The organism is Clostridium sp. FP1, assembly GCF_011065975.2.
Classification (GTDB): domain Bacteria; phylum Bacillota; class Clostridia; order Clostridiales; family Clostridiaceae; genus Clostridium_AD; species Clostridium_AD tagluense.
In genome coordinates, this window is sequence record NZ_JAAMNJ020000001.1 from 3,864,377 (window position 1) to 3,884,132 (window position 19,756).

General features: G+C 30.9%; 19 protein-coding genes, 1 pseudogene and 1 other annotated feature. Of the genes and pseudogenes, 10 read left to right on the forward strand and 10 right to left on the reverse strand.

All coding sequences use genetic code 11. The features are described from left to right. Positions 1 to 111 precede the first annotated feature (111 nt). Positions 112 to 525: pseudogene (locus G9F70_RS18760) on the reverse strand (pyridoxal-phosphate dependent enzyme); the annotation flags it as partial. Between the two features lie 72 nt (positions 526 to 597). After that, positions 598 to 838: a binding site (T-box leader), on the reverse strand. Positions 839 to 1,074: 236 nt separating this feature from the next. Between G9F70_RS18760 and G9F70_RS18765 the strand changes: the two are divergent. Next, a complete protein-coding gene (locus tag G9F70_RS18765) occupies positions 1,075 to 1,482 on the forward strand; it encodes a VOC family protein (protein WP_164947005.1) in 408 nt (135 codons plus the stop codon). A gap of 104 nt (positions 1,483 to 1,586) precedes the next feature. Here the strand turns inward: G9F70_RS18765 and hutG are convergent, their stop codons facing one another. Continuing rightward, positions 1,587 to 2,600: a formimidoylglutamase gene (hutG, locus tag G9F70_RS18770; protein ID WP_164947004.1), complete on the reverse strand. Its 1,014-nt coding sequence runs from the start codon at positions 2,598 to 2,600 to the stop codon at positions 1,587 to 1,589. Positions 2,601 to 2,929: 329 nt separating this feature from the next. On the opposite strand from hutG, the gene G9F70_RS18775 reads away from it, so the two are divergent. The 6 genes from G9F70_RS18775 (at position 2,930) to G9F70_RS18800 (ending at position 8,029) form a co-directional block, all read left to right on the forward strand. After that, positions 2,930 to 3,145, forward strand: a complete 216-nt coding sequence (locus G9F70_RS18775) for a hypothetical protein (RefSeq protein WP_125004869.1) — start codon at positions 2,930 to 2,932, stop codon at positions 3,143 to 3,145. Positions 3,146 to 3,303: 158 nt separating this feature from the next. Next, entirely contained in the window at positions 3,304 to 3,747 is a 444-nt protein-coding gene (locus tag G9F70_RS18780) for a MarR family winged helix-turn-helix transcriptional regulator (RefSeq protein ID WP_164947003.1), read from the forward strand. Between the two features lie 12 nt (positions 3,748 to 3,759). After that, on the forward strand, positions 3,760 to 5,013 hold the full coding sequence (locus G9F70_RS18785) for an MFS transporter (protein WP_164947002.1): 1,254 nt from the start codon (positions 3,760 to 3,762) through the stop codon (positions 5,011 to 5,013). An 891-nt stretch (positions 5,014 to 5,904) separates the two neighbouring features. Next, a complete protein-coding gene (locus G9F70_RS18790; RefSeq protein WP_164947001.1) occupies positions 5,905 to 6,840 on the forward strand; it encodes a GNAT family N-acetyltransferase in 936 nt (311 codons plus the stop codon). A 31-nt stretch (positions 6,841 to 6,871) separates the two neighbouring features. Then, on the forward strand, positions 6,872 to 7,159 hold the full coding sequence (locus G9F70_RS18795; protein WP_164947000.1) for a CD3324 family protein: 288 nt from the start codon (positions 6,872 to 6,874) through the stop codon (positions 7,157 to 7,159). A gap of 45 nt (positions 7,160 to 7,204) precedes the next feature. Beyond that, the gene (locus G9F70_RS18800) at positions 7,205 to 8,029 is read left to right on the forward strand and encodes a GNAT family N-acetyltransferase (protein ID WP_164946999.1); all 825 of its coding nucleotides are present in this window, start codon (positions 7,205 to 7,207) and stop codon (positions 8,027 to 8,029) included. A gap of 292 nt (positions 8,030 to 8,321) precedes the next feature. On the opposite strand, the gene G9F70_RS18805 is transcribed toward G9F70_RS18800, so the two are convergent. From G9F70_RS18805 to G9F70_RS18820, 4 genes are all read right to left on the reverse strand, one after another. Then, complete coding sequence (locus G9F70_RS18805; RefSeq protein ID WP_164946998.1) at positions 8,322 to 9,323, reverse strand: GGGtGRT protein; 1,002 nt, start codon at positions 9,321 to 9,323, stop codon at positions 8,322 to 8,324. Positions 9,324 to 9,344: 21 nt separating this feature from the next. Continuing rightward, on the reverse strand, positions 9,345 to 10,037 hold the full coding sequence (locus tag G9F70_RS18810) for an iron-sulfur cluster assembly scaffold protein (RefSeq protein ID WP_164946997.1): 693 nt from the start codon (positions 10,035 to 10,037) through the stop codon (positions 9,345 to 9,347). A gap of 339 nt (positions 10,038 to 10,376) precedes the next feature. Continuing rightward, a complete protein-coding gene (locus G9F70_RS18815; RefSeq protein ID WP_164946996.1) occupies positions 10,377 to 11,093 on the reverse strand; it encodes a flagellar motor protein MotB in 717 nt (238 codons plus the stop codon). 18 nt (positions 11,094 to 11,111) lie between these two features. Continuing rightward, positions 11,112 to 11,894 carry a motility protein A gene (locus G9F70_RS18820; RefSeq protein WP_164946995.1) on the reverse strand — a complete coding sequence of 261 codons (783 nt, stop codon included), beginning with the start codon at positions 11,892 to 11,894 and terminating at the stop codon, positions 11,112 to 11,114. A 985-nt stretch (positions 11,895 to 12,879) separates the two neighbouring features. Here G9F70_RS18820 and G9F70_RS18825 point away from each other — a divergent pair. Next, positions 12,880 to 14,253, forward strand: coding sequence for a sodium-dependent transporter (locus tag G9F70_RS18825; protein ID WP_164946994.1), 1,374 nt, complete (start codon positions 12,880 to 12,882; stop codon positions 14,251 to 14,253). Between the two features lie 48 nt (positions 14,254 to 14,301). Here G9F70_RS18825 and G9F70_RS18830 read toward each other — a convergent pair whose 3' ends face one another. Both G9F70_RS18830 and G9F70_RS18835 read right to left on the reverse strand, forming a co-directional pair. After that, entirely contained in the window at positions 14,302 to 15,654 is a 1,353-nt protein-coding gene (locus G9F70_RS18830) for a PD40 domain-containing protein (RefSeq protein ID WP_164946993.1), read from the reverse strand. 283 nt (positions 15,655 to 15,937) lie between these two features. Further along, on the reverse strand, positions 15,938 to 16,114 hold the full coding sequence (locus tag G9F70_RS18835; RefSeq protein ID WP_224617676.1) for a hypothetical protein: 177 nt from the start codon (positions 16,112 to 16,114) through the stop codon (positions 15,938 to 15,940). Between the two features lie 18 nt (positions 16,115 to 16,132). Here G9F70_RS18835 and G9F70_RS18840 point away from each other — a divergent pair, with 18 nt between their 5' ends. After that, entirely contained in the window at positions 16,133 to 16,510 is a 378-nt protein-coding gene (locus G9F70_RS18840; protein ID WP_318011020.1) for a hypothetical protein, read from the forward strand. On the opposite strand, the gene G9F70_RS18845 is transcribed toward G9F70_RS18840, so the two are convergent. Together G9F70_RS18845 and G9F70_RS18850 are read right to left on the reverse strand one after the other, a co-directional pair. Then, complete coding sequence (locus G9F70_RS18845) at positions 16,504 to 17,307, reverse strand: pyruvate, water dikinase regulatory protein (protein ID WP_164946992.1); 804 nt, start codon at positions 17,305 to 17,307, stop codon at positions 16,504 to 16,506. The two genes, G9F70_RS18840 and G9F70_RS18845, sit on opposite strands and share 7 nt — an antisense overlap. A gap of 64 nt (positions 17,308 to 17,371) precedes the next feature. Next, entirely contained in the window at positions 17,372 to 18,535 is a 1,164-nt protein-coding gene (locus G9F70_RS18850; protein WP_164946991.1) for a class I SAM-dependent methyltransferase, read from the reverse strand. Positions 18,536 to 18,809: 274 nt separating this feature from the next. Between G9F70_RS18850 and G9F70_RS18855 the strand changes: the two genes are divergently transcribed. Next, positions 18,810 to 19,643: a methyl-accepting chemotaxis protein gene (locus tag G9F70_RS18855; RefSeq protein WP_164946990.1), complete on the forward strand. Its 834-nt coding sequence runs from the start codon at positions 18,810 to 18,812 to the stop codon at positions 19,641 to 19,643. Positions 19,644 to 19,756 lie beyond the last annotated feature (113 nt).

Sequence of the window (19,756 nt, forward strand, 5' to 3'; positions counted from 1 at the left end):
CCTCCTCAAGCATTTCTTTTACATGCGCAGCGTCCTTATCTCCTCTTCCTGAAAGATTTATTATTATAACTTTATCTTTTGGAAGTGAGGCTGCTAATTTTATACCATATAATCAACCTCTCCCATATATATGGTGCAATCCATTCCAAACAATGCACAAACTGTAGATGTTGCAACACCGTGCTGACCTGCTCCTGTCTCTGCTATTATACGGTTTTTACCCATTTTTTTTGCTAGCAGTGCTTGACCTATAGCATTATTTATTTTATGGGACCCAGTATGATTTAGATCTTCTCTTTTAAGATATATTTTTGCTCCGCCAAGTTTTTCACTTAATCTTTCCGCATAATATAATGGATTTTCTCTTCCTACATATTGTTTTTGATAATAGGCAAGTTCTTTCAAAAACTCCTCATCAAGTATACATTTGTAAAACTCCTCTTCAACAACTTTTAAAACCACTTTTAATATTTCTGGAACAAATGCTCCTCCAAATTGCCCAAAATAACCAGTATTCTTTTCCATAATAAATCCTCCTCTTAATTTTAAATTTGCCTTGTTTTAAACGCAAAAAAGCCCCCTATGTGCTATAAACACATAGAGGGCGAACATTCTCGCGGTACCACCTCAAATTACCTTCACAAAAACAAAGGTATCTCTCAGATACAGGAAATAAATCCGATATCATATCCATATAACGGTGGAAGCCGTGTCCCCTACTATTATTTCGGTTCCCTCTCGTAAGTCCATTCAAAGTGCTCTAAAATATCAGGCTCACACTATCCCTGTCTCGCTGTAGTTCTCAAACAAATTTACTCTTCTTACTCATCGTTTTATTTACTTTATACTATTCCATTGTGAATCTTCAAAATTGTCAATAAAATTTACGGAATATTTAAAATTTTTTTAAGATTTATATCTTTTAAACCAACACTCAATATGCTATAATAATTCAATAATAATTGTTATTTGACAATTCCTTAAATATTTTATTATCTTATCTAAATGAAGTGTAACTGTTTTCTTGCAACTTTTAGTTTTTATTTAAAAGTAAAAAAGAAAGGTGATGATTTTATGAATAACAATACAAAAATATTTGTTAACTTACCAGTTAAAAATCTTACTAAATCCATGGATTTTTTTACTAAACTTGGTTTTACATTTAATCCTCAATTTACTGATAAAAATGCCACATGTATGAATGTTGGCGATAACATATTCATAATGTTATTAATTGAAAGATTTTTTAAAACATTTACAAATAAAGAAATATCTGATGCTAAAAAAAACACAGAAGTCATTGTGGCATTATCTGTTGATAGCAAGGAGAAAGTTGATAAAATTGTAAATAAAGCTCTAGCCGCTGGTGGAAAGACCTCCAATAAACCCAATGATCAAGGTTTTATGTATGGTTGGAGTTTTCAGGATCTGGATGGTCATCTTTGGGAGATAATTTATATGGATAAAAATATAGATACTTAAGATAAATATTGAAGCAATAAAAAAACATAAAGTAAGAACCTGAGTATTCACTCAGGTTCTTACTTTTTAATGAGTCACTCAAATGAGTGCCTTGCATATCCCCTTTAGATAGATAAGCTATTTATTTCACAAAGTGTATTAACAACAGAAAAAATTAATATAGCTGCTAAGTTTGCTGTAATATCATCTTGATCAAATCTTGGTGAAACTTCTGCAATGTCAAAGCTTACCACTTTATTTGATTTTAAAATGTATTTAACAAATTTTAGTACACGTTCAGGATCTAGTCCAAGTGGCTGAGATGCACTTACCCCTGGAGCAAAAGCTGTAGAAAATACGTCTGAACATATAGTTACATATATATAATCTTTTAATTTTATGAAATCGTCAATTTTATTTATAACTTTACAATCATCTCCATCTATAATATCCTTTGCAAGCATGTATTTAGCTCCTAGTCTATCAGCCGTTTTAAAAAGATCTATAGTGTTACTGTGCTTTTGAACACCAATACACATATAAGAGTATTTAAGCTCTCTGTAGCTACAAATATCTGCTATTTGTCTAAACATTGTTCCGGAACTTCCTCCTTGTGTATAAGGTCTCAAATCAAAATGAGCATCAAAATTTACTATACCTATATTAGGCTTTTTACTTTTTTGTGATAAATAATTTAATATACCCATATAATTTCCAAAAGCAACTTCATGTCCGCCTCCCAAAACAATAGGAAACAGATTTAAGCTTAAAACCCTTTCTATTGCTTTAGATAAAATATCTTGGCTTTCCAAAAGTGTGCAATCTTCGCAAAATATATCTCCTGCATCAAAAAGTTTTACCTCTTGTAAAAAATTACATGGAAGCTTGGCTAATTCATTTCTTATACTTTGGGGACCCTTTGCTGCACCTATTCTTCCCCTGTTAAGCCTTACCCCTTCATCACAGCAAAAACCAATAAAAGCAAACCCAAGTTTTCCTGTGTATGCAACTAAATCAAGGCTTTTTAAATCTATCATATTTACACATTGATGCCATCTAAAGGCATCATAATTGGTTTCACTATCAGTTCTCCCCTGCCAAACTGCCTCATCTGTTTTTTTATAATTTTTTTCAAACATCCTATTTTTCCTCCTAAGTTTTCATATATTTATAATTGGAATACAATAGCAATCCATTTTAAAGTTCTCTATAACTTCTACCTATCATAAGGTAATAATGTTCCCTTTGCTTTTGTATATATATTTTATTCTACAAATTATATTAATAACCTTTATATAAAACTATTTTTTGAGTATCTTCCCATTGATTCAATTTAAATATTTGCAATTTGAGGAGTTTTTGTATAACATTAGTGCTATAATTAATATTTACAATGCTACTGTAATCAAAAATAAATAATCAGATATAGACAGTCTCTGTTGACTGATCAAAAAGGAGGCAAATTGTTATGAAAAATTTTGCAAGTGTTGAAAAAATCGGATTAAGAGATAAAGGAACAAAAAAACTTATCGTTGTATACCCATTCAAACCCCAGGGTACAGATGCTGAAATCGATAAAACCGTTAAAGACTGGTATTATAAACAAAGTTGCTCCGCTGAAGATGAAATTTTAACTTCATACGTAGATTTTTTAACTGAAAATGAAATAAAAACACATAAATAATATATAAACAAAAACAGAGCTCACAAGTTGGGCTCTGTTTTTTTGTGTAAATTTATCCACATAAAACAATTTTACCCTAAATTATAGTTGCATTGGAAACTATAATGATATATCATTAAATTAGTAGGGAATGCAACTAATTCTGGAGGTATAAATAAATGAATGAAAATAGAAACTCTGTGGCAAGATGGATTTCTCTTTTGCACAGGCATGGCCATGAATATGTGGGAAGGCAACTTAAGCAATATAATATTAATAAAGGTCAATATATTTTTTTAAATGCATTATATAAGAAAGATGGAATAAGGCAGGAAGAATTATCGGATTACCTTAAGATTGATAAAGGTACCACAGCAAAGGCTATTAAAAAGTTAGAGGATGATGAATATATCATTAGAATAGTAGATAAAAAAGATAAGAGAGCATATAATGTTTACCTTACTGATAAAGCGTTAAAAATAAAACCTACGGTAAGAAAAGCCATGATGGCTTGGACAGATATTTTATTCTTGGGATTTAGTGAAGAGGAAAAGGAAACTGCATTAGTACTATTAGAAAGAATGGGTAAAAATGCCACCACCACAAATGATGCAGCAAATTAGGAGATGATAATAATGCATATAGTCGCTTCTACTAAGAGATTTATTAACAATAACTTTCACGCTCTTACACATAAGAATTATAGATATTTTTGGCTTGGACAATGTGTTTCCTTAATAGGTACTTGGACACAAAACATAGGGCAATCTTGGCTAGTGCTTTCCATAACAGATTCTGCATTTTTGCTTGGTCTTGTTGGAACCCTGCAGTTTTTACCAGTAACTTTTTTCTCATTGTTTGCGGGGGTAATAACAGATAAGTTTCCAAAGAAAAAAATACTGATTTTCACTCAGACAATATCCATGCTACTAGCTTTTATATTGTCTGGATTAGTATTTACACATACTGTGAAGTACGAATACATACTAGTTCTAGCACTATGTCTTGGATTTTGCAATACACTAGATATGCCAACTAGGCAAGCTTTTAATATGGAAATTGTAGGAAAAGAAGATTTAATGAATGCCATTGCTTTAAATTCTGCTACTTTTAATTTAGCAAGAATTATCGGACCAGCTATTGGAGCTATGCTTATGGGATACCTTGGCGCGGGATGGTGTTTTTTGTTAAATGGTTTTAGCTTTATGGCAGTAATCTATGGGCTAGTTCACATTGAAGCAGTGGCTTATGTAAGAATGAAAAGTTCGCAAGAAGGCATATTAAGGGAAATAGTGAATGGTCTTAGATACATAAAAAAGAATCCCGTTTTATTAGAAACCTTAATATTAGTTAGTATTATGGGGATATTTGTTTTTAACTATAGTGTTTTAATACCTGTATTTACGAAAAATATACTGCATATGGATGCAAAAACCTATGGAATTTTATTGTCTGCCCTTGGTGCAGGTTCTCTTATTGGAGCAGTTCTTGTTTCCTTGAAAAGTAAAGGCGGTCCAAATAGAATTCTTATGATAGGTAGCTCTATTGCAATTGGCATAATGTTAATTGTCACTGGCATGAGCAATTTATATTATTTTACTGCACTAAGCTTAGCTATAACAGGCATATTTAATATGTTTTTTTCCACCACTGCTAATTCCACGCTGCAGCTAAATTCTAAAGATGAATACAGAGGAAGAGTAATGAGTGTATATTCACTTGTGTTTGCTGGATTCACTCCTATAGGAAGTTTATTTTCAGGATTTGTAGCTGAGAAATACGGGGCTAGAGTTTGCTTTATATTATCAGGTATTTTTACAATAGTATTGATATTGCTACTTATGACATGGGTTAAACTTAAAAAAAAAGACACAAATACAGGAAAATAGCCTGTGTTTTTTTGAAAATTTCTTTAAACAATTCCAATATTAATTAGCTAATAAGGGGCTTAATAATTGATTAAATTGCTTGTAATTATATTTTAAAAATCATTAATCTATTTCCTCGCTGAAACTCCCACACATAAATGAATGTGGTTCTTGAATACTAAATAACTTCTTTTATACTCTCATTTATAATAAAAACTATAAATTACAACATATAAAAACTAATTATTTTCTTCAAGAATTTCACTATCAAGCATCACAATTGACACATTAACGATAGTATATGGCTCGTTTCAAAACCTAAGTATACTATATCGTACTAAAATAACCATGTCTAATGGTATCTTTTAGTAGTGCTGCATAATTGCTCCTTGAAAATCATGTAGTAACTATCATACTTGCTAATATTTTCTTCAAAAACTTTGCTATATCATCTAAATCACCATAAACTTGGTATTCAGCCAAATAATATGCATCGTCTAAAGTGTTGTCAGCTCTGGGAGCAATATCATCTTTTGTATTCTTTAAACTTATCCTAATATAATAATGACCAAATTCTATTTTTATTTAAATACCTAATTCGTTTTTTACAATTTCACCATCTTTAATAATCAGCTCTATATTTTTTAAGCATTTTAAATTCGTTAAAGGATTTTCTATTTTTTTAAGACCTGACAATTAGTAATTGGGCCGTAAAATTAAAAAGGCTGTACAGTCAGTGAAAAGAAATCTTTCACTGACTGTACACTTTATTGTTAGTTGACAATTGCATTTATTTTTTATTCAAAGAGGTACAAAATTAGTGCAATCATTTTTTACCTTTTATTCCAATTTAATATATGCAATAATAATCCTATTACCATCTTATTTCAAATATTTTGGAGGTAGTTTATTATGTATAATATTAAAAAAATAACATCAGACACTATGAAAGAATTCTCGCAAAAGATAGAATATGGAAAAAATAACTTTATTCCTATGCTACCATTTATCAAGATGCCTTTTCATGATTTTGATAGATATAATTCATATAACGATAAGGGGCTTTTTTTAATTGATTATCTTGATGAGGGTTACTGCCTTTATCATCTTTACCATTTAATTCAAGCAGATAATACTTTAAGAGCAACCCTAATTCTTCCATCAAGTTGGGATAAAAGATTTGATTTAATTGAAAAATCTATTTCCAACATTAAAGAGTGGTTTATTACTGAAGATACTTCAGAGAAATTCATTATTCAGTCTCTTGAATATGGTGAGATTGAATATTATCCAACACTTTCCCAATATCTCATACCAACAATAATAAGAAATGGATTTGAACCTAAGTACAGAATGTATATGAAGAGACAAGCAGACCTTCCTGTGAGTGAAGTTAGTAACCTTAAAGAAGGCCTAGAACTAGTGAATTATTCTGATGATATTTTAGAGGATATTGTTTACTTTTATTATAAGAACGAATCAATTAAAAACCTGAAGTATTTTACAAACTGCACCTATGATGAATTTCTTGAAATGCTAAAACAAGACTTCACCATCAATAATGCAAAATTCATAAAAACTACAAATGGAAGTATTATTGCTGGTATTATTCCATCATTAGATTCAGAAAAGGTGTGGATTGATAATTTTACTGTACACCCTGATTATGATAACAATGGAGTTAACGAATATATTCTAGGTAAAACAATAAAACATTTATCAAAGAGTTCCTCAGAAGATAATGTTTATATTTACTTGAATAGAGATTGCCAGAATGCAATTTCCGCTTGTGAAAAAAATGGGTTTGCCCCTTTTGAATTTTGGGTAGATATGATTCTAGAAAGGTAAGTAGAAATTTATATTCAAGGGGGTTTATTTATTGAATTATAAAAATGCAAAGGATATGTTTCCTCCTGAACTACTAAGAGAAATACAAAATTATGTACAAGGTGAAAGAATTTATATACCTCAACTTGATAACGTAAGAGTAACTTGGGGAGTAAAGAGTGGATCACGTCAAAAAATAACCTTTAGAAATGGAGAAATTCATAAAAAATACAAAGAAGGCTTAAATATAGAAGAGTTATCAGAAATATTTTGTTTGAGTAGTGAGTCAATAAGAAAGATAGTTTATAAAAATTTAAAAGAAGAAAAGAATGATAGCTGATATAAGATTATTATTAAAAATTAAATTTAAAAATAGGGGGACATTATGATATATACAATAAAAGATAGTAAAAGAAAACATATGTTAGAAGCTTATGACAAAGATAATAAATTAGTAGGGGAAGCTGTAATTTCACCTTTTATGGATTCTGATTTAGCTGAAAAACCTAGATTAAATATTTATATTGATATTAAGGTGACAGATGTTGCAAATAAGACTCTGTTAAAAGATCAAATGTTTGATGAAATAATGAAGCGCGCGCGTGCTATAAAAGAAGAGAACAAAGATATTGATGTAAGGGTCTACCATTGTTGTTTTTCGGATAACAAAGAGAATATTGCATATTATTCTTCTAAAGAAGGTTTCAAGTACGATGAGGGTATGCATATAATAAAAAAAGAGTTAACTGAGGAAAATTTCGAGATAGCAGATATTAATGGTATTGATTTTGTTAAACTTGAGCTTATAGACGAAGATGAGATAATCCAGTTAGTGGAAAAGCAAAATAAAGTATTTAATGGGGGTTATTCCTTAGAGGATTTAAAAAAATTGAGAAGTGAAAATCAGTGGCTGAGTATAGCAGCCAAGCATGAAGGTGTAATCCTAGGTAATATCATAATTATTGTGAAAGAAAATGAGTCAAACACCAAATATGGTTGGGTAGATGATTTGTTTGTTTCAAAGGAATGGAGAAACCGAGGTATTGGTAAAAATTTAATACTTAGAGCCTTCGAATGTTTAAAAGCTTTGAATATTAAGGAATCAAGCTTGGAAGTATGGAGTGCAAATAAAAGAGCATTGTCGGTTTATAATAGTTTAGGATATACATTTTATGAAGAGACAGAGTCATCAATTGGGATGTTTCTTTAGTGTAAAAAAGAAGATTCTCTTTACTTATCCTGTTAATAAAAAAACATTCCTAATTCTATACGAGACAATGTAGAAATAAAGGCAGGAGAAAACTTGCAAGAATTAAGAGGCAAGGAATGATTTGTTTTGTGTGGGGTGGCGTGTTGGAGATCGGGTTAGTTTTTTATTTTTTTAAGACCTGACAGTTAGGGGTTGTGGGTGTAAAAAAAAAGACTGTATAATTAGTGAAAGTAAAACTTTCACTAATTATACAGTCTAGACTAATGTTTATTGTTTGTTGACAACAAAAAATTTATTTACTCATCGCCTCTTCAACTGCAACCGCAACTGCAACTGAAGCTCCAACCATAGGGTTATTTCCCATACCGATAAGTCCCATCATTTCAACGTGAGCTGGCACTGATGAAGAACCTGCGAATTGTGCATCTGAATGCATTCTTCCCATAGTATCAGTCATTCCGTATGAAGCAGGACCTGCTGCCATATTGTCTGGGTGAAGAGTTCTTCCAGTACCACCACCTGATGCAACTGAGAAGAATTTCTTACCTTGTTCTTGGCATTCTTTTTTATAAGTTCCAGCAACTGGGTGTTGGAATCTTGTTGGGTTTGTTGAGTTTCCTGTAATTGAAACGTCTACTCCCTCAAAATGCATTATTGCAACGCCTTCACGTACATCATCTGATCCGTAACATCTAACCTTAGATTTTTCTCCTGTTGAAAAAGCTATTTCTTTAACTATATCTAATTTACTAGTATAGTAATCAAATTTTGTTTGAACATATGTAAACCCATTAATTCTTGAAATTATATAAGCTGCATCTTTTCCAAGACCATTAAGTATTACTTTTAGAGGTTGTTTTCTTACTTTATTGGCAGCTCTTGCAAGGCCAATTGCTCCTTCAGCCGCTGCAAATGATTCATGTCCAGCTAAAAATGCAAAGCATTTAGTTTCTTCGCGAAGAAGCATAGCTGCTAAATTACCATGTCCAATTCCAACTTTTCTATCATCAGCAACAGAACCTGGTATACAGAAACATTGAAGTCCTTCTCCTATATATACTGCCGCATCAGCCGCTTTTGTGCAACCTTTTTTAATTGCTATAGCAGCCCCTACTGTATATGCCCAACAGGCATTATCAAAGGCTATAGGTTGAATTCCTTTTACTATATCAAACGCATCTATACCTTTTTCTTCACAAATTGTTCTTGCTTCTTCTAGTGAATTTATTCCGTACTTGTTTAATACAGGTACTATTTGATCTATTCTTCTTTCAAAACTTTCAAATAAAGCCATTTAATTATTCCTCCTTCTATATTATTTTTGTCTTGGATCGATTACTGTTGTAGCTTCATCAAATCTACCATAACTTCCAGTAGCTTTTTCCATAGCTTCATTAGCATCCATACCTTTTTTAATCATATCCATCATTTTTCCAAGTTGAACAAATTTATAACCTATTATCTCATTGTTTTGATCTAGTGCTATATTAGTAACATAACCTTCAGCCATTTCTAAATATCTTGGGCCCTTAGCTAGTGTTCCATACATTGTACCAACTTGACTTCTAAGACCCTTACCTAAGTCTTCGAGTCCAGCACCTATAGGTAGTCCACCTTCAGAGAATGCTGTTTGAGTTCTTCCGTAAACAATTTGAAGGAATAACTCTCTCATAGCTGTATTTATTGCATCACATACTAAATCTGTGTTTAATGCTTCCAAAATAGTTTTTCCTGGAAGTATTTCTGATGCCATTGCAGCTGAGTGAGTCATACCTGAACATCCTATTACCTCAACTAATGCTTCTTGTATTATGCCTTCTTTTACATTTAATGTAAGTTTGCATGCACCTTGTTGAGGAGCACACCAACCAATTCCGTGTGTTAAACCTGAGATATCTTTAATTTCTTTAGATTGTACCCATTTTCCTTCTTCAGGAATTGGTGCAGATCCATGATTAGGTCCTTTTGCAACACACATCATTTCTGAAACTTCTGTTGAATAAATCATAATATTATCTCCTTCCATATGTAGATGGTAATTTACTGTGACTTAAGGTCCTTGGGAACCAATTCATCCCACTGGGACAAATTCTTAAAATACCTTACCAATTCTATTTTAACAAAAAAAACCTAACTTAACAATAGCATTAATAGATTACAGAGTAATATCGCTGGCAAATCTCCTACTTCAATAATCTTTTTAGTTAAAAAAAACAGACCAGATACTATGTTTTACAAAGTATCTGGCCCGTTAATTTTACGCAAGCTGTTTTCTATATAATAAAAAAACTTTACAGGGAATTTCATTCTACTTATAAAGTCATAATTAGATAATTAAATCATACTATTACTTAATTATGATTAGTTCTATTCTTCTGTTTTTTTGTCTATTTTTTTCTGTATCATTTGATACTATAGGTCTAAATGCTCCATATCCAGCCACTTCGAAGCTTTGTTCTTTTATGCGTTTATCTGGTGGAATTTCACTAGTTAGAAACTTTACTACACTTATTGCTCTAGCTGATGAAAGCTCCCAATTGCTTTCATATTTACCAGTTTTTATTGGTATATTGTCACTGTGCCCTTCTACTTTTATATTCTTATTATATTTTTTTAATACATCTGACATTTGTGTCAAAATCACTTTAGCTCCTGGTTTTAATTCTGCACTTGCTGTGTCAAAAATCATATCATCTTTAAATCTAATTAAAACACCTTTTGCTTGATTTTCAACTTCAATAGACGATTGTAAATTTTTCTTGTCTACAATTTTTTTTACTTCCTTATAAAGATTATCCATTTGTTGTTCTGCTGAGCCTACAATTGCAACATTTTTATCTAACATGCCGTTACCTACAGATGGCTTAGTACCTGATTGTTGAGAAAAAGCCCCCATATTATTCAAAGAGGCCATAGCTTGCTTTGCTTTACTTTGGTCAATAACAGCCATGGAATATAAAAGTACAAAAAAACACATTAAAAGTGTAACTAAATCTCCATAAGTTGCAAGCCACTCATTACTTATACCCTCATCTTCTGTGTCAAAGTTATTTTCTTCGTCCATAATGGTCCTCCTTACATACTATTCTTGACTATTAACTTTTGCATCAATTGCTTCATTTTCTTTGTCGTTATAGAATGCCATTAACTTTGTTTTTATGGTATTAGGATTTTCACCTGCTTGAATACTCATAAGTCCTTCAATTATCATTTCCTTTTGGTATATTTCGGCTGTTGTTTTAGACTTTAGCTTTTTTGACATAGGTAGAAAAACTACATTGGCTATTAAAGAACCATAGAATGTGGTAATTAAGGCAACAGACATTTGCGGTCCTATTGTGGATGGATCTGATAAACTTTTCAACATGTTTACAAGCCCTATAAGAGTTCCTACCATACCAAATGCTGGTGCTAGGGATGCTCCCGTATCCATTAATCCCCTGTTACTACTATGCCTTTCAACTGTTCCTTTCAGCTTTATAGAAAGAACCCTCTTTATAGTTTCAGGCTCTGAACCATCTATAATCATCATTAAACCTGTTTTAATAAACTTGTCCTCAATTTTAGGTATTTCTTCTTCTAAAGCCAAAAGACCTCCTTTTCTAGCTTTCGTAGACCATTCAACCAAACCGTTTATAATTTCAACTTCATGCTTTCCCTTTTCTTTAAATACGATTCCAAAACATTTTACAAATTGCATTGCATTATTCTTTCTGGCACTTAATAATAAGGCCCCCGCCGTACCTCCTATAACTATAAGTATAGACGGTATATCAACAAAAGTTAAAATAGATCCACTTGTCAATATTCCAAATAAAATAAAACCCACCGCTAAAAACATACCTATAAGTGATATAATATCCAAAGCTATCTCCCCCTAATTCATGTAATCATTATTATTAGTTTTTACTTATACTCTCCTAGAACAAATATTCAATTAAAATTAAGAGCATTATATGTAATTGTAAAAATAATACATATTCTCTTTATTCTACAAATTTTTCTATGAAGTTTTCACCAAAACTCTTAGAAAAACTAAGGTTATTGTCTAAAAAAAACATTTATGTCTTTTTATTTTTCATAAATATTATTGTATCAAAATTTACAATAAAAAGCAACCAATGGAAGACAAAAATTAGCATTTAATGTTTCATTTTGTAAATTTATTTTCACTTCCATAATATTGATTTTTCCTAAAATAAGGGACAACGTAAAGAAAAAGGTGAGCATTTAATTTAAATGTTTTTTGTTCATTATATTAGCATCTTTTTAAGTGAAGTTTGTTGAAAACTATTATAATCTGTAATCTATTAACTAAAGGTAAATATGAGAAAATTGAAGGAAATAGTTTTTAATATTTCATTTTTCTGTTGATTTAATAATATATACATGTTATAGTGTTAAAAATGCTGGAAAAGCTATTGTTTACAGAAAATAAACCTAAAGTTGAAAGTTAAAAACAAGTATAATTTTTTTAGGATTATTCTGTCAAAATTAGAGTTATAAATTTAAGCAGTACCGCGGACATCTTTTCGCGTCATAGTGAAAAGACATGTCTATTTTTTTATATTATTTTAGGCTACTGCACCAAATATAAATTTGATTCACTTCAACCAGTTTTCTCCCAACAATAGAGATGACTGGTTAACGACATTTCAGAAGGAAAGTCCCCAACTTATATAAGAAGGAATTACATTCTATAACAAATATAAAACTTCAGTTGGGGGATAACAATTGATAATTGTTATCTGCCCCAGCGGTCTACAAGGAGATAAATCTCCTTCTGCAGTCGTTAGCATTACAGCTTCGCAGATTATGATTTAATTAAATATAAAAAGGAGTGATATGTAATGGAGGAGAAGAATAAAAGAGAAACATTTTCAACAGGGTTTGCAGTTTTTTTTGCAACATTGGGTTCAGCAGTAGGTCTAGGTAACATATGGAAATTTCCTTATTTAATTGGGTCAAATGGCGGAGGAGCGTTTCTCTTAGTGTACCTTTTATGTGTTGTGTTAGTTGGTATTCCAATTATGTCATGTGAATTTTACATTGGTAGGAAGTCTAGAAAAAATGCAGTGGGAGCTTTTAAAAAGTTAAATGCTTCTAAAGGCTGGAAAACTATTGGATTTATGGGGGTAACTTCAGCATTTCTAATCGCATTTTTTTACAGCTCTGTTGCTGGGTGGGTTTATTCCTATGTTTTCAAAGCAATAAAGGGTGATTTTGCTGGAGTTACTTTGGTTACAGCCAACACAAAATTCATGTCCACTTTAGTCGGACCACTATCTCCAATTATATGGCAGTTTATAGTTCTCTGCGTGGTTTCGATAATTCTAATTGCAGGAGTTAAAAATGGAATTGAAAGAATAACAAAAACGCTTATGCCGGTGTTATTTATATTAATTCTTATCTGTGATATAAGAGCATTAACACTTCCAGGTGCATCTCAAGGCTTAAAATTTTTATTCCATGTTGATTTTACGCAACTAACTGGACCTGTAATACTCGCTGCTCTTGGTTTGGCATTTTTCAAATTATCATTGGGAATGGGAACAATGCTTACTTATGGAAGTTATTTCACTCAGAGTAATAATATGATAGCAACTTCAGCAAAAGTTGCACTATCTGACTCTTTAATTTCCATACTGGCAGGGATTGCAATATTCCCAGCTGTATTCTCCTTTGGTTTGACACCTAGTGAAGGTCCTGGGCTTCTATTTAAGACCATACCACTTGTATTTTCAAAAATACCTTTTGGTAGTGTATTATTAGTAGCATTTTTCTTTTTAACCGCTATTGCAGCTACAACAGCAATGATTTCTATGGTTGAAGTTCCAGTTGCGTATTTTACGGAGGAAAAGGGTATTGGTAGAAAGAACTCAGTATTACTTACAACCAGCATAATGATGGTAGTTGGAATACTTGCAACATTATCCGCTCATCCCACAAGTGTCCTTGGTAATATTCATATACTAGGACAAAGAGGATTTTTCGATTCCTTCGATTTTATATCTTCTAATATATTACTCCCAATAGGAGGGCTTTTGATAGCAATTTACGTTGGGTACTTTGCTAAAAAAGAAGATTTTAAACTAGAGCTATCAAATCAAGGAACCTTAAATAATGATCTTGTTCTAAATATTATATATATATTTATTAAATTTATATCACCATGCCTTCTTATTATTGTTTTTTTTAATTCAATTGGAATAATAAAATTATAAATAAAAGCTATGTAAGTTAAATAAGCCTCAATAATTATTGAGGCTTATTTAACTAAATGTATAAATATCCAAACTTTCTTCTAGTTTGCAATGCCCATAATACCAACTATACTCATCTAATTTAATAGCTTTTGCTATACATTCCTCTTTATTTCCTTTTAGTCTAAATAGAGAAATCATATTTTCACCAGTCTTTCTAGCGAATACAATGCCTGATCCCTTAGAAATATAATTAGGCGCAAAATCAAAATTATTCCCTTTGGTTATTTTTTCTACATTTTTAGTTTTCAAATCTACAGTATATATATTGTGTGGTGCCTTTAACCACTGCTCAGCATCACTACTGGCATTAGAAGCTGAGTATATAACTTTTTTTCCATCTGGTGAGAAAGATGGGGTCATTGTAACCATACCTTTAGCCATAATATTGTATGGGTCCTTAGTAGTAGATATCATGTTCTCTGGTAAAATAGGATTGAATATTCCATTTGTTACATCTACCGTTCCTATAGTTTTGTTAACATTCATATCTCTTACGCCACCATTATTAACCACAGGCATCTTTCCATCTATAGGATTTATAGCTAAATTATCTTTATAAGCTAATGCATATACTTGTTCATTACTAAAAGGTGTAAACTTATTATTTTTCACATCATACACTCCAAAAGGAACTCCATCAGCGTTTGTTGATCCGGAGCGAACCCTGCACCATATATAAACATAAGCTCCATCCTTTGAAACTCCGGCAGCCCTAGGCGCTAAACCCATATCTCCTGTTTCACCATTCCAAGGCTTAGATTTTACTATTAAACTTTCCTTAGCTAAATCTAAATCATATCTTATAAGTCCTTTTGGTTCAATATATTGACCATCATCCTTTGTGTAATGTCTATATACTTCTCCATATATATTTCCCTTTTTATCACTTACCATATCTTCATAATATTCTTCACTTTTAATATAAATAGAAGATTTTTGGGTTTTTAAATTAAACCCATTAAGTCCACCCTTTTCTGTTCCGTATGCTAAATCCGTATCCTTTCCCCATGCATAACTTACCACCTTGTCCGCAACTTTAATAGGTTTTTTCTGTCCTTTTATTAAGTCAATTTCAGCTATATAAAGATTTTCATCTTTTGTATAAGCAACATTTACTCCATCCGGCGAAATACTAGGATTTTTAAATACTCCCTCCTTATCTACTAATACTTCCTTGTCTAATTTGGATAAATTCACTGCCCATAAACTCTTATCCTTAACCATTACTGCAAAATCATTGGAATTTTTATTTTCTTTTGTTTTACCTAGCGCAGTACCTACAAACGCTCCTGTAACTGCTACAACTACTGCTGTTGTTAAAGCTATTAAATTTACCAGTCTTTTAGGCTTTTTGATCATTTCCACTCTCTCCTTTCTACTTTTCGCTGACATGACCTCAGTGTAGTAATTAGTTTTGCCTCTTTTATCTGTTTTTAATATTCATTTTTTTTACAACCCTACAAGTAAGAGTTAGCAACATATTTAATTTCCATTTCAATTTCTCAAATTGTCGGGTTACTATTTCCTACAATATTACTCCATTATCTACAAATCCTATTATAGCCTTATACTACAATTTGTAGATAATTAAGTTATGGTTATAAATATGGTTTCCTTGCATCAGGAGTAGGAATGCAATCCTTTATATTTTATTTGCTAAAAAAGTTCTTGGTGATGTTGGAGCATTTAATAAAGAAGCTGCTGCGAAAAAAGCTTCCATTGAAGCTAAGAAAGGCGTTTTAACAAAAGATGAAAAGAAAAGCGTTATTGCGATTTTTATTCTTTCTTTGTAATTATTTTCTGGGCAGGCTTTGAACAAGCTGGTTCAAGCTTAACAATTTACACAAATCAATTTATAAACAGAAACGTAGGTGGTTTTGAAGTGCCTACAAGTTGGTTCCAATCTATAAATCCATTCTTATGTGTTGTTCTTGGTCCTCTTTTTGCAATGCTCTTTGTACGGCTTGCAAAAAGATCAAAAGGCCACATCCCCACTGCAACTAAAATGGGGTATGGCTTAATTCTACTGGGTATTGGTTTTGCACTTATGGTTGGTGCAGCAATGGAAAGAGGTAATTCAGCTGATGCAGCAATTAAAGCGAATATCCTTTGGCTTATAGGCGCATATACATTGCACACTGTTGGAGAAATGTTCTTATCTCCAGTTGGCCTTTCAATGGTTAGTAAACTTGCACCAAGGCAAATTGCTTATTGATTCTGCCCTATGCTCTTCATAATAATCAAAGCTGTATCCTCTATAGCCCTTTTAGTAACATCAATTGTTAGGCACCTTGTTTTTTTCATTATTTTTTCTGCATAATCTAACTCATCCAGTATTCTTGCATCATTAGCATATTGGAAGCTAGAATTAAGTCCATTAAATTTATCCATTCTATGTTTTCTTATTTCAATAAGCACAAAAGGATCTATTTTTAGCCCTATTATCTTCTTTCCAGGAATACTGTATAGCTCTTCTGGAACAGGAATTTCTGGCATTAAAGGTATATTTATTGCTTTAATTCCCTTATTAGCTAAATACATACATAATGGAGTTTTTGAAGTTCTTGAGACGCCTATAAGAACTACGTCCGCATATTTTATTCCATTATAATCCCGACTATCATCATAATGTATAGCAAACTCCATAGCTTCTATTCTTTTATAATACTCCTCATCCATGTTCCATATTGCACCTGGAATATATTCTGGCTGTTTATTTAATAACTTAGCAGCCAGGCCTATTCCTGGTCCTAAAACATTTGATACAAATATCCCTTTTTCTACGCATCTTTGAACTAAAAATTCTTTTACATCTACCATAATTATAGTTGAAATAACCATTGCTTTGGAATTAGTATCTATTTTACTAATAAAATTATTAACATCCTCAGCTGTTTTCATATGTGGTATTTTTTTCACTATTACACTATCTGGGAACTGACTTGCTACTGATTTAGCTACAAGTTCTGCTGTTTCTCCTATTGAATCCGATACTGCATATATTGTTAGCATTTTTACATCTCCTCTACTTTCTTTTGTATTTTTTCTTCTACTAATATAAAGTTAATTATAAAAATTAAATTAAATTATCTTTTTTTAATAAATTGAATAAGGTTGGATTTAGATTAAATTGATTCATTAAAGCATTAACTTCTGCTAGTGCTTTTTCTCTTTTATCCACAGATATATTAGCTTTTGAAGCTCTAATTAATATATTTTTAGGAGAATGCGATATATCTATAAATTCTAGAAGCTGAGTTTTGTATCCAACGCATTCTAAAAGATTGGCTCTTACTGAATCTGTCATAAGTGCTGAAATCCTTTCTTGAACTATTCCATACTTTGTTAATATTGATAATGACTCTGTTCTAATTTGGCTATTAATTTCATGTTGACAGCAAGGAACAGAGAAAATCATCTTGCTATCCCACTTTATTGCATTATATAGTGCATAATCGGTAGCTGTATCACATGCATGCAATGTAATAACCATATCAACCTTATTATTATATTTGAACCCATTTATATCCCCTAGCTCAAAATGTAAGTTTTCATAATTATATTTTTTAGCTATATCATTACATTTTTCAATTACATCTTCCTTAAGATCAAGTCCAATCATTTTTACATTAATCTTTTTAATTTGTACAAAATAGTAATATAGTACAAAGGTTAAATAAGACTTCCCACAACCAAAATCTAATATAGTAAGTTCCTTAAAATCATTATTCTTAATCTCATCATCGATAATTTCAACAAACCTGTTTATTTGCTTATACTTATCATATTTTGAATTAACAACTCTGCCTTCTTTTGTAAAAATACCTAAATCTATAAGAGGCTCTATTATCATTCCCTCTTTAAGAATATAATTTTTTTCTTTGTTATGTTCCTTATTAACCAGTTTTACATTATCACTTTTTTTCATACCCAAATGAACTTTACCTTTTTTAGATATTTTCAATTCAAATGTAGCTGCATTTGACCAAGCATCAACTTGTTTATAATTAGATGATACATATTCTAAAAGTTTTTCTTCTAAAATATCCATATCAATATTTTCATGAAAAACTTGCTTGTCAGTGGATTTTTCTATTTGATAATATTGTTTCGCATCATTTTCCTTTAATACAAATGTTATTTTATTGTAGGGCACATCCACATTCATTTTATTGCTTATAACTAATTTTATAATCTCCTGCTGCATAATTTTATGGATTGCATTAATTAGTTCTTTCATTTCAACACACCTTTATATTTATTTTAAAACTACTTTTCTATACAATTATATCATTAAATATCAACTTAATTAATTCTAATATTTAAAAGAGCATTAGCCATTATTATGTCATTGAACTAAAGTATTATTCACCTATATATATCAAAATTGAAAAGGTAGCATTATGAGTAATATCATAGAACAGACACTGATATTTTTTTATTCGTTTTTTGTTTGTTTTTTATTATTAATTACTCTATAATGAAAATATTAAGTAAAAAAGGAGTTTTTGTATATGAATATTTTTGAAGATGAGGACATACTTCTAAACATAGGTTTTTTACTACCTTCTATTAGTGCACTATTTAATAATGATTTAAGTTTATTACTTTCTGACACGGAAAAAATAATTAAAATCGTAAAAAATGAATCTGCTCCAGGTGGAAATTATGGTGAAGGAGATATATTACCAAAGGATATCCCTGCCTATCAATGTATGCAAGAAAATAAAACAATAATAAAAATTTTATCTAAAGAATACTTTGGTGTAGCTATAAAAGCTGTAGCAACACCTATAAAAAATAGATCCGGGAAAATAATAGGCAGTATAGCTATAGGTAAAAGAGCTTGGGGCGATGATATAAACACTCATGCTGAAACTTTTATAAGTTCTTTTAATGAAATTTCAAATGTTATTGGCGGTGTGTCATCTGCAATACAAGATGTAGCTATATCTAGTAATAATATATTAGATGAAGTAAATGAAACCAATGAGTATATGAAAAAGACCGATGAAATTATAGGTTTTGTTCAAAACATATCAAAACAAACAAATTTATTAGGTCTAAATGCTGCAATAGAATCAGCCAGAGCTGGAGAACTAGGTAAAGGCTTTGGTGTTGTTGCTAATGAAATAAGAAATCTATCAAGTTCTAGTAGTCAGTCTATAAAAGAGATTAACACTGTTTTAAACAAACTTAAAACTTCAATTGAAAGTATTACAAATAACTTATATGAGAATAACAAACTTTTTGAAACACAAGCTGCAAGTATTGAAGAAATTAATAGTAGTATAGCTGAACTCAATAATACAGCTCAAATTATAAAGCAAATTTCAGAACTAATTTAGGTAGTCTGTAATTTAAAAACCATTCCCCCCCATTTTTAAGATTATTAAGTTGAAATTTGCCAAAATAAGGAGTATTATATATAATACTGTATAAAATAATACACTTTAAATTT

Bases quoted from the DNA above. Each gene is read 5' to 3' on its own strand.
- G9F70_RS18765 (WP_164947005.1), top strand. From the start codon at position 1,075: ATGAATAACAATACAAAAATATTTGTTAACTTACCAGTTAAAAATCTT.
- hutG (WP_164947004.1), bottom strand. From the start codon at position 2,600: ATGTTTGAAAAAAATTATAAAAAAACAGATGAGGCAGTTTGGCAGGGG.
- G9F70_RS18775 (WP_125004869.1), top strand. From the start codon at position 2,930: ATGAAAAATTTTGCAAGTGTTGAAAAAATCGGATTAAGAGATAAAGGA.
- G9F70_RS18780 (WP_164947003.1), top strand. From the start codon at position 3,304: ATGAATGAAAATAGAAACTCTGTGGCAAGATGGATTTCTCTTTTGCAC.
- G9F70_RS18785 (WP_164947002.1), top strand. From the start codon at position 3,760: ATGCATATAGTCGCTTCTACTAAGAGATTTATTAACAATAACTTTCAC.
- G9F70_RS18790 (WP_164947001.1), top strand. From the start codon at position 5,905: ATGTATAATATTAAAAAAATAACATCAGACACTATGAAAGAATTCTCG.
- G9F70_RS18800 (WP_164946999.1), top strand. From the start codon at position 7,205: ATGATATATACAATAAAAGATAGTAAAAGAAAACATATGTTAGAAGCT.
- G9F70_RS18805 (WP_164946998.1), bottom strand. From the start codon at position 9,323: ATGGCTTTATTTGAAAGTTTTGAAAGAAGAATAGATCAAATAGTACCT.
- G9F70_RS18810 (WP_164946997.1), bottom strand. From the start codon at position 10,037: ATGATTTATTCAACAGAAGTTTCAGAAATGATGTGTGTTGCAAAAGGA.
- G9F70_RS18815 (WP_164946996.1), bottom strand. From the start codon at position 11,093: ATGGACGAAGAAAATAACTTTGACACAGAAGATGAGGGTATAAGTAAT.
- G9F70_RS18825 (WP_164946994.1), top strand. From the start codon at position 12,880: ATGGAGGAGAAGAATAAAAGAGAAACATTTTCAACAGGGTTTGCAGTT.
- G9F70_RS18830 (WP_164946993.1), bottom strand. From the start codon at position 15,654: ATGATCAAAAAGCCTAAAAGACTGGTAAATTTAATAGCTTTAACAACA.
- G9F70_RS18845 (WP_164946992.1), bottom strand. From the start codon at position 17,307: ATGCTAACAATATATGCAGTATCGGATTCAATAGGAGAAACAGCAGAA.
- G9F70_RS18850 (WP_164946991.1), bottom strand. From the start codon at position 18,535: ATGAAAGAACTAATTAATGCAATCCATAAAATTATGCAGCAGGAGATT.
- G9F70_RS18855 (WP_164946990.1), top strand. From the start codon at position 18,810: ATGAATATTTTTGAAGATGAGGACATACTTCTAAACATAGGTTTTTTA.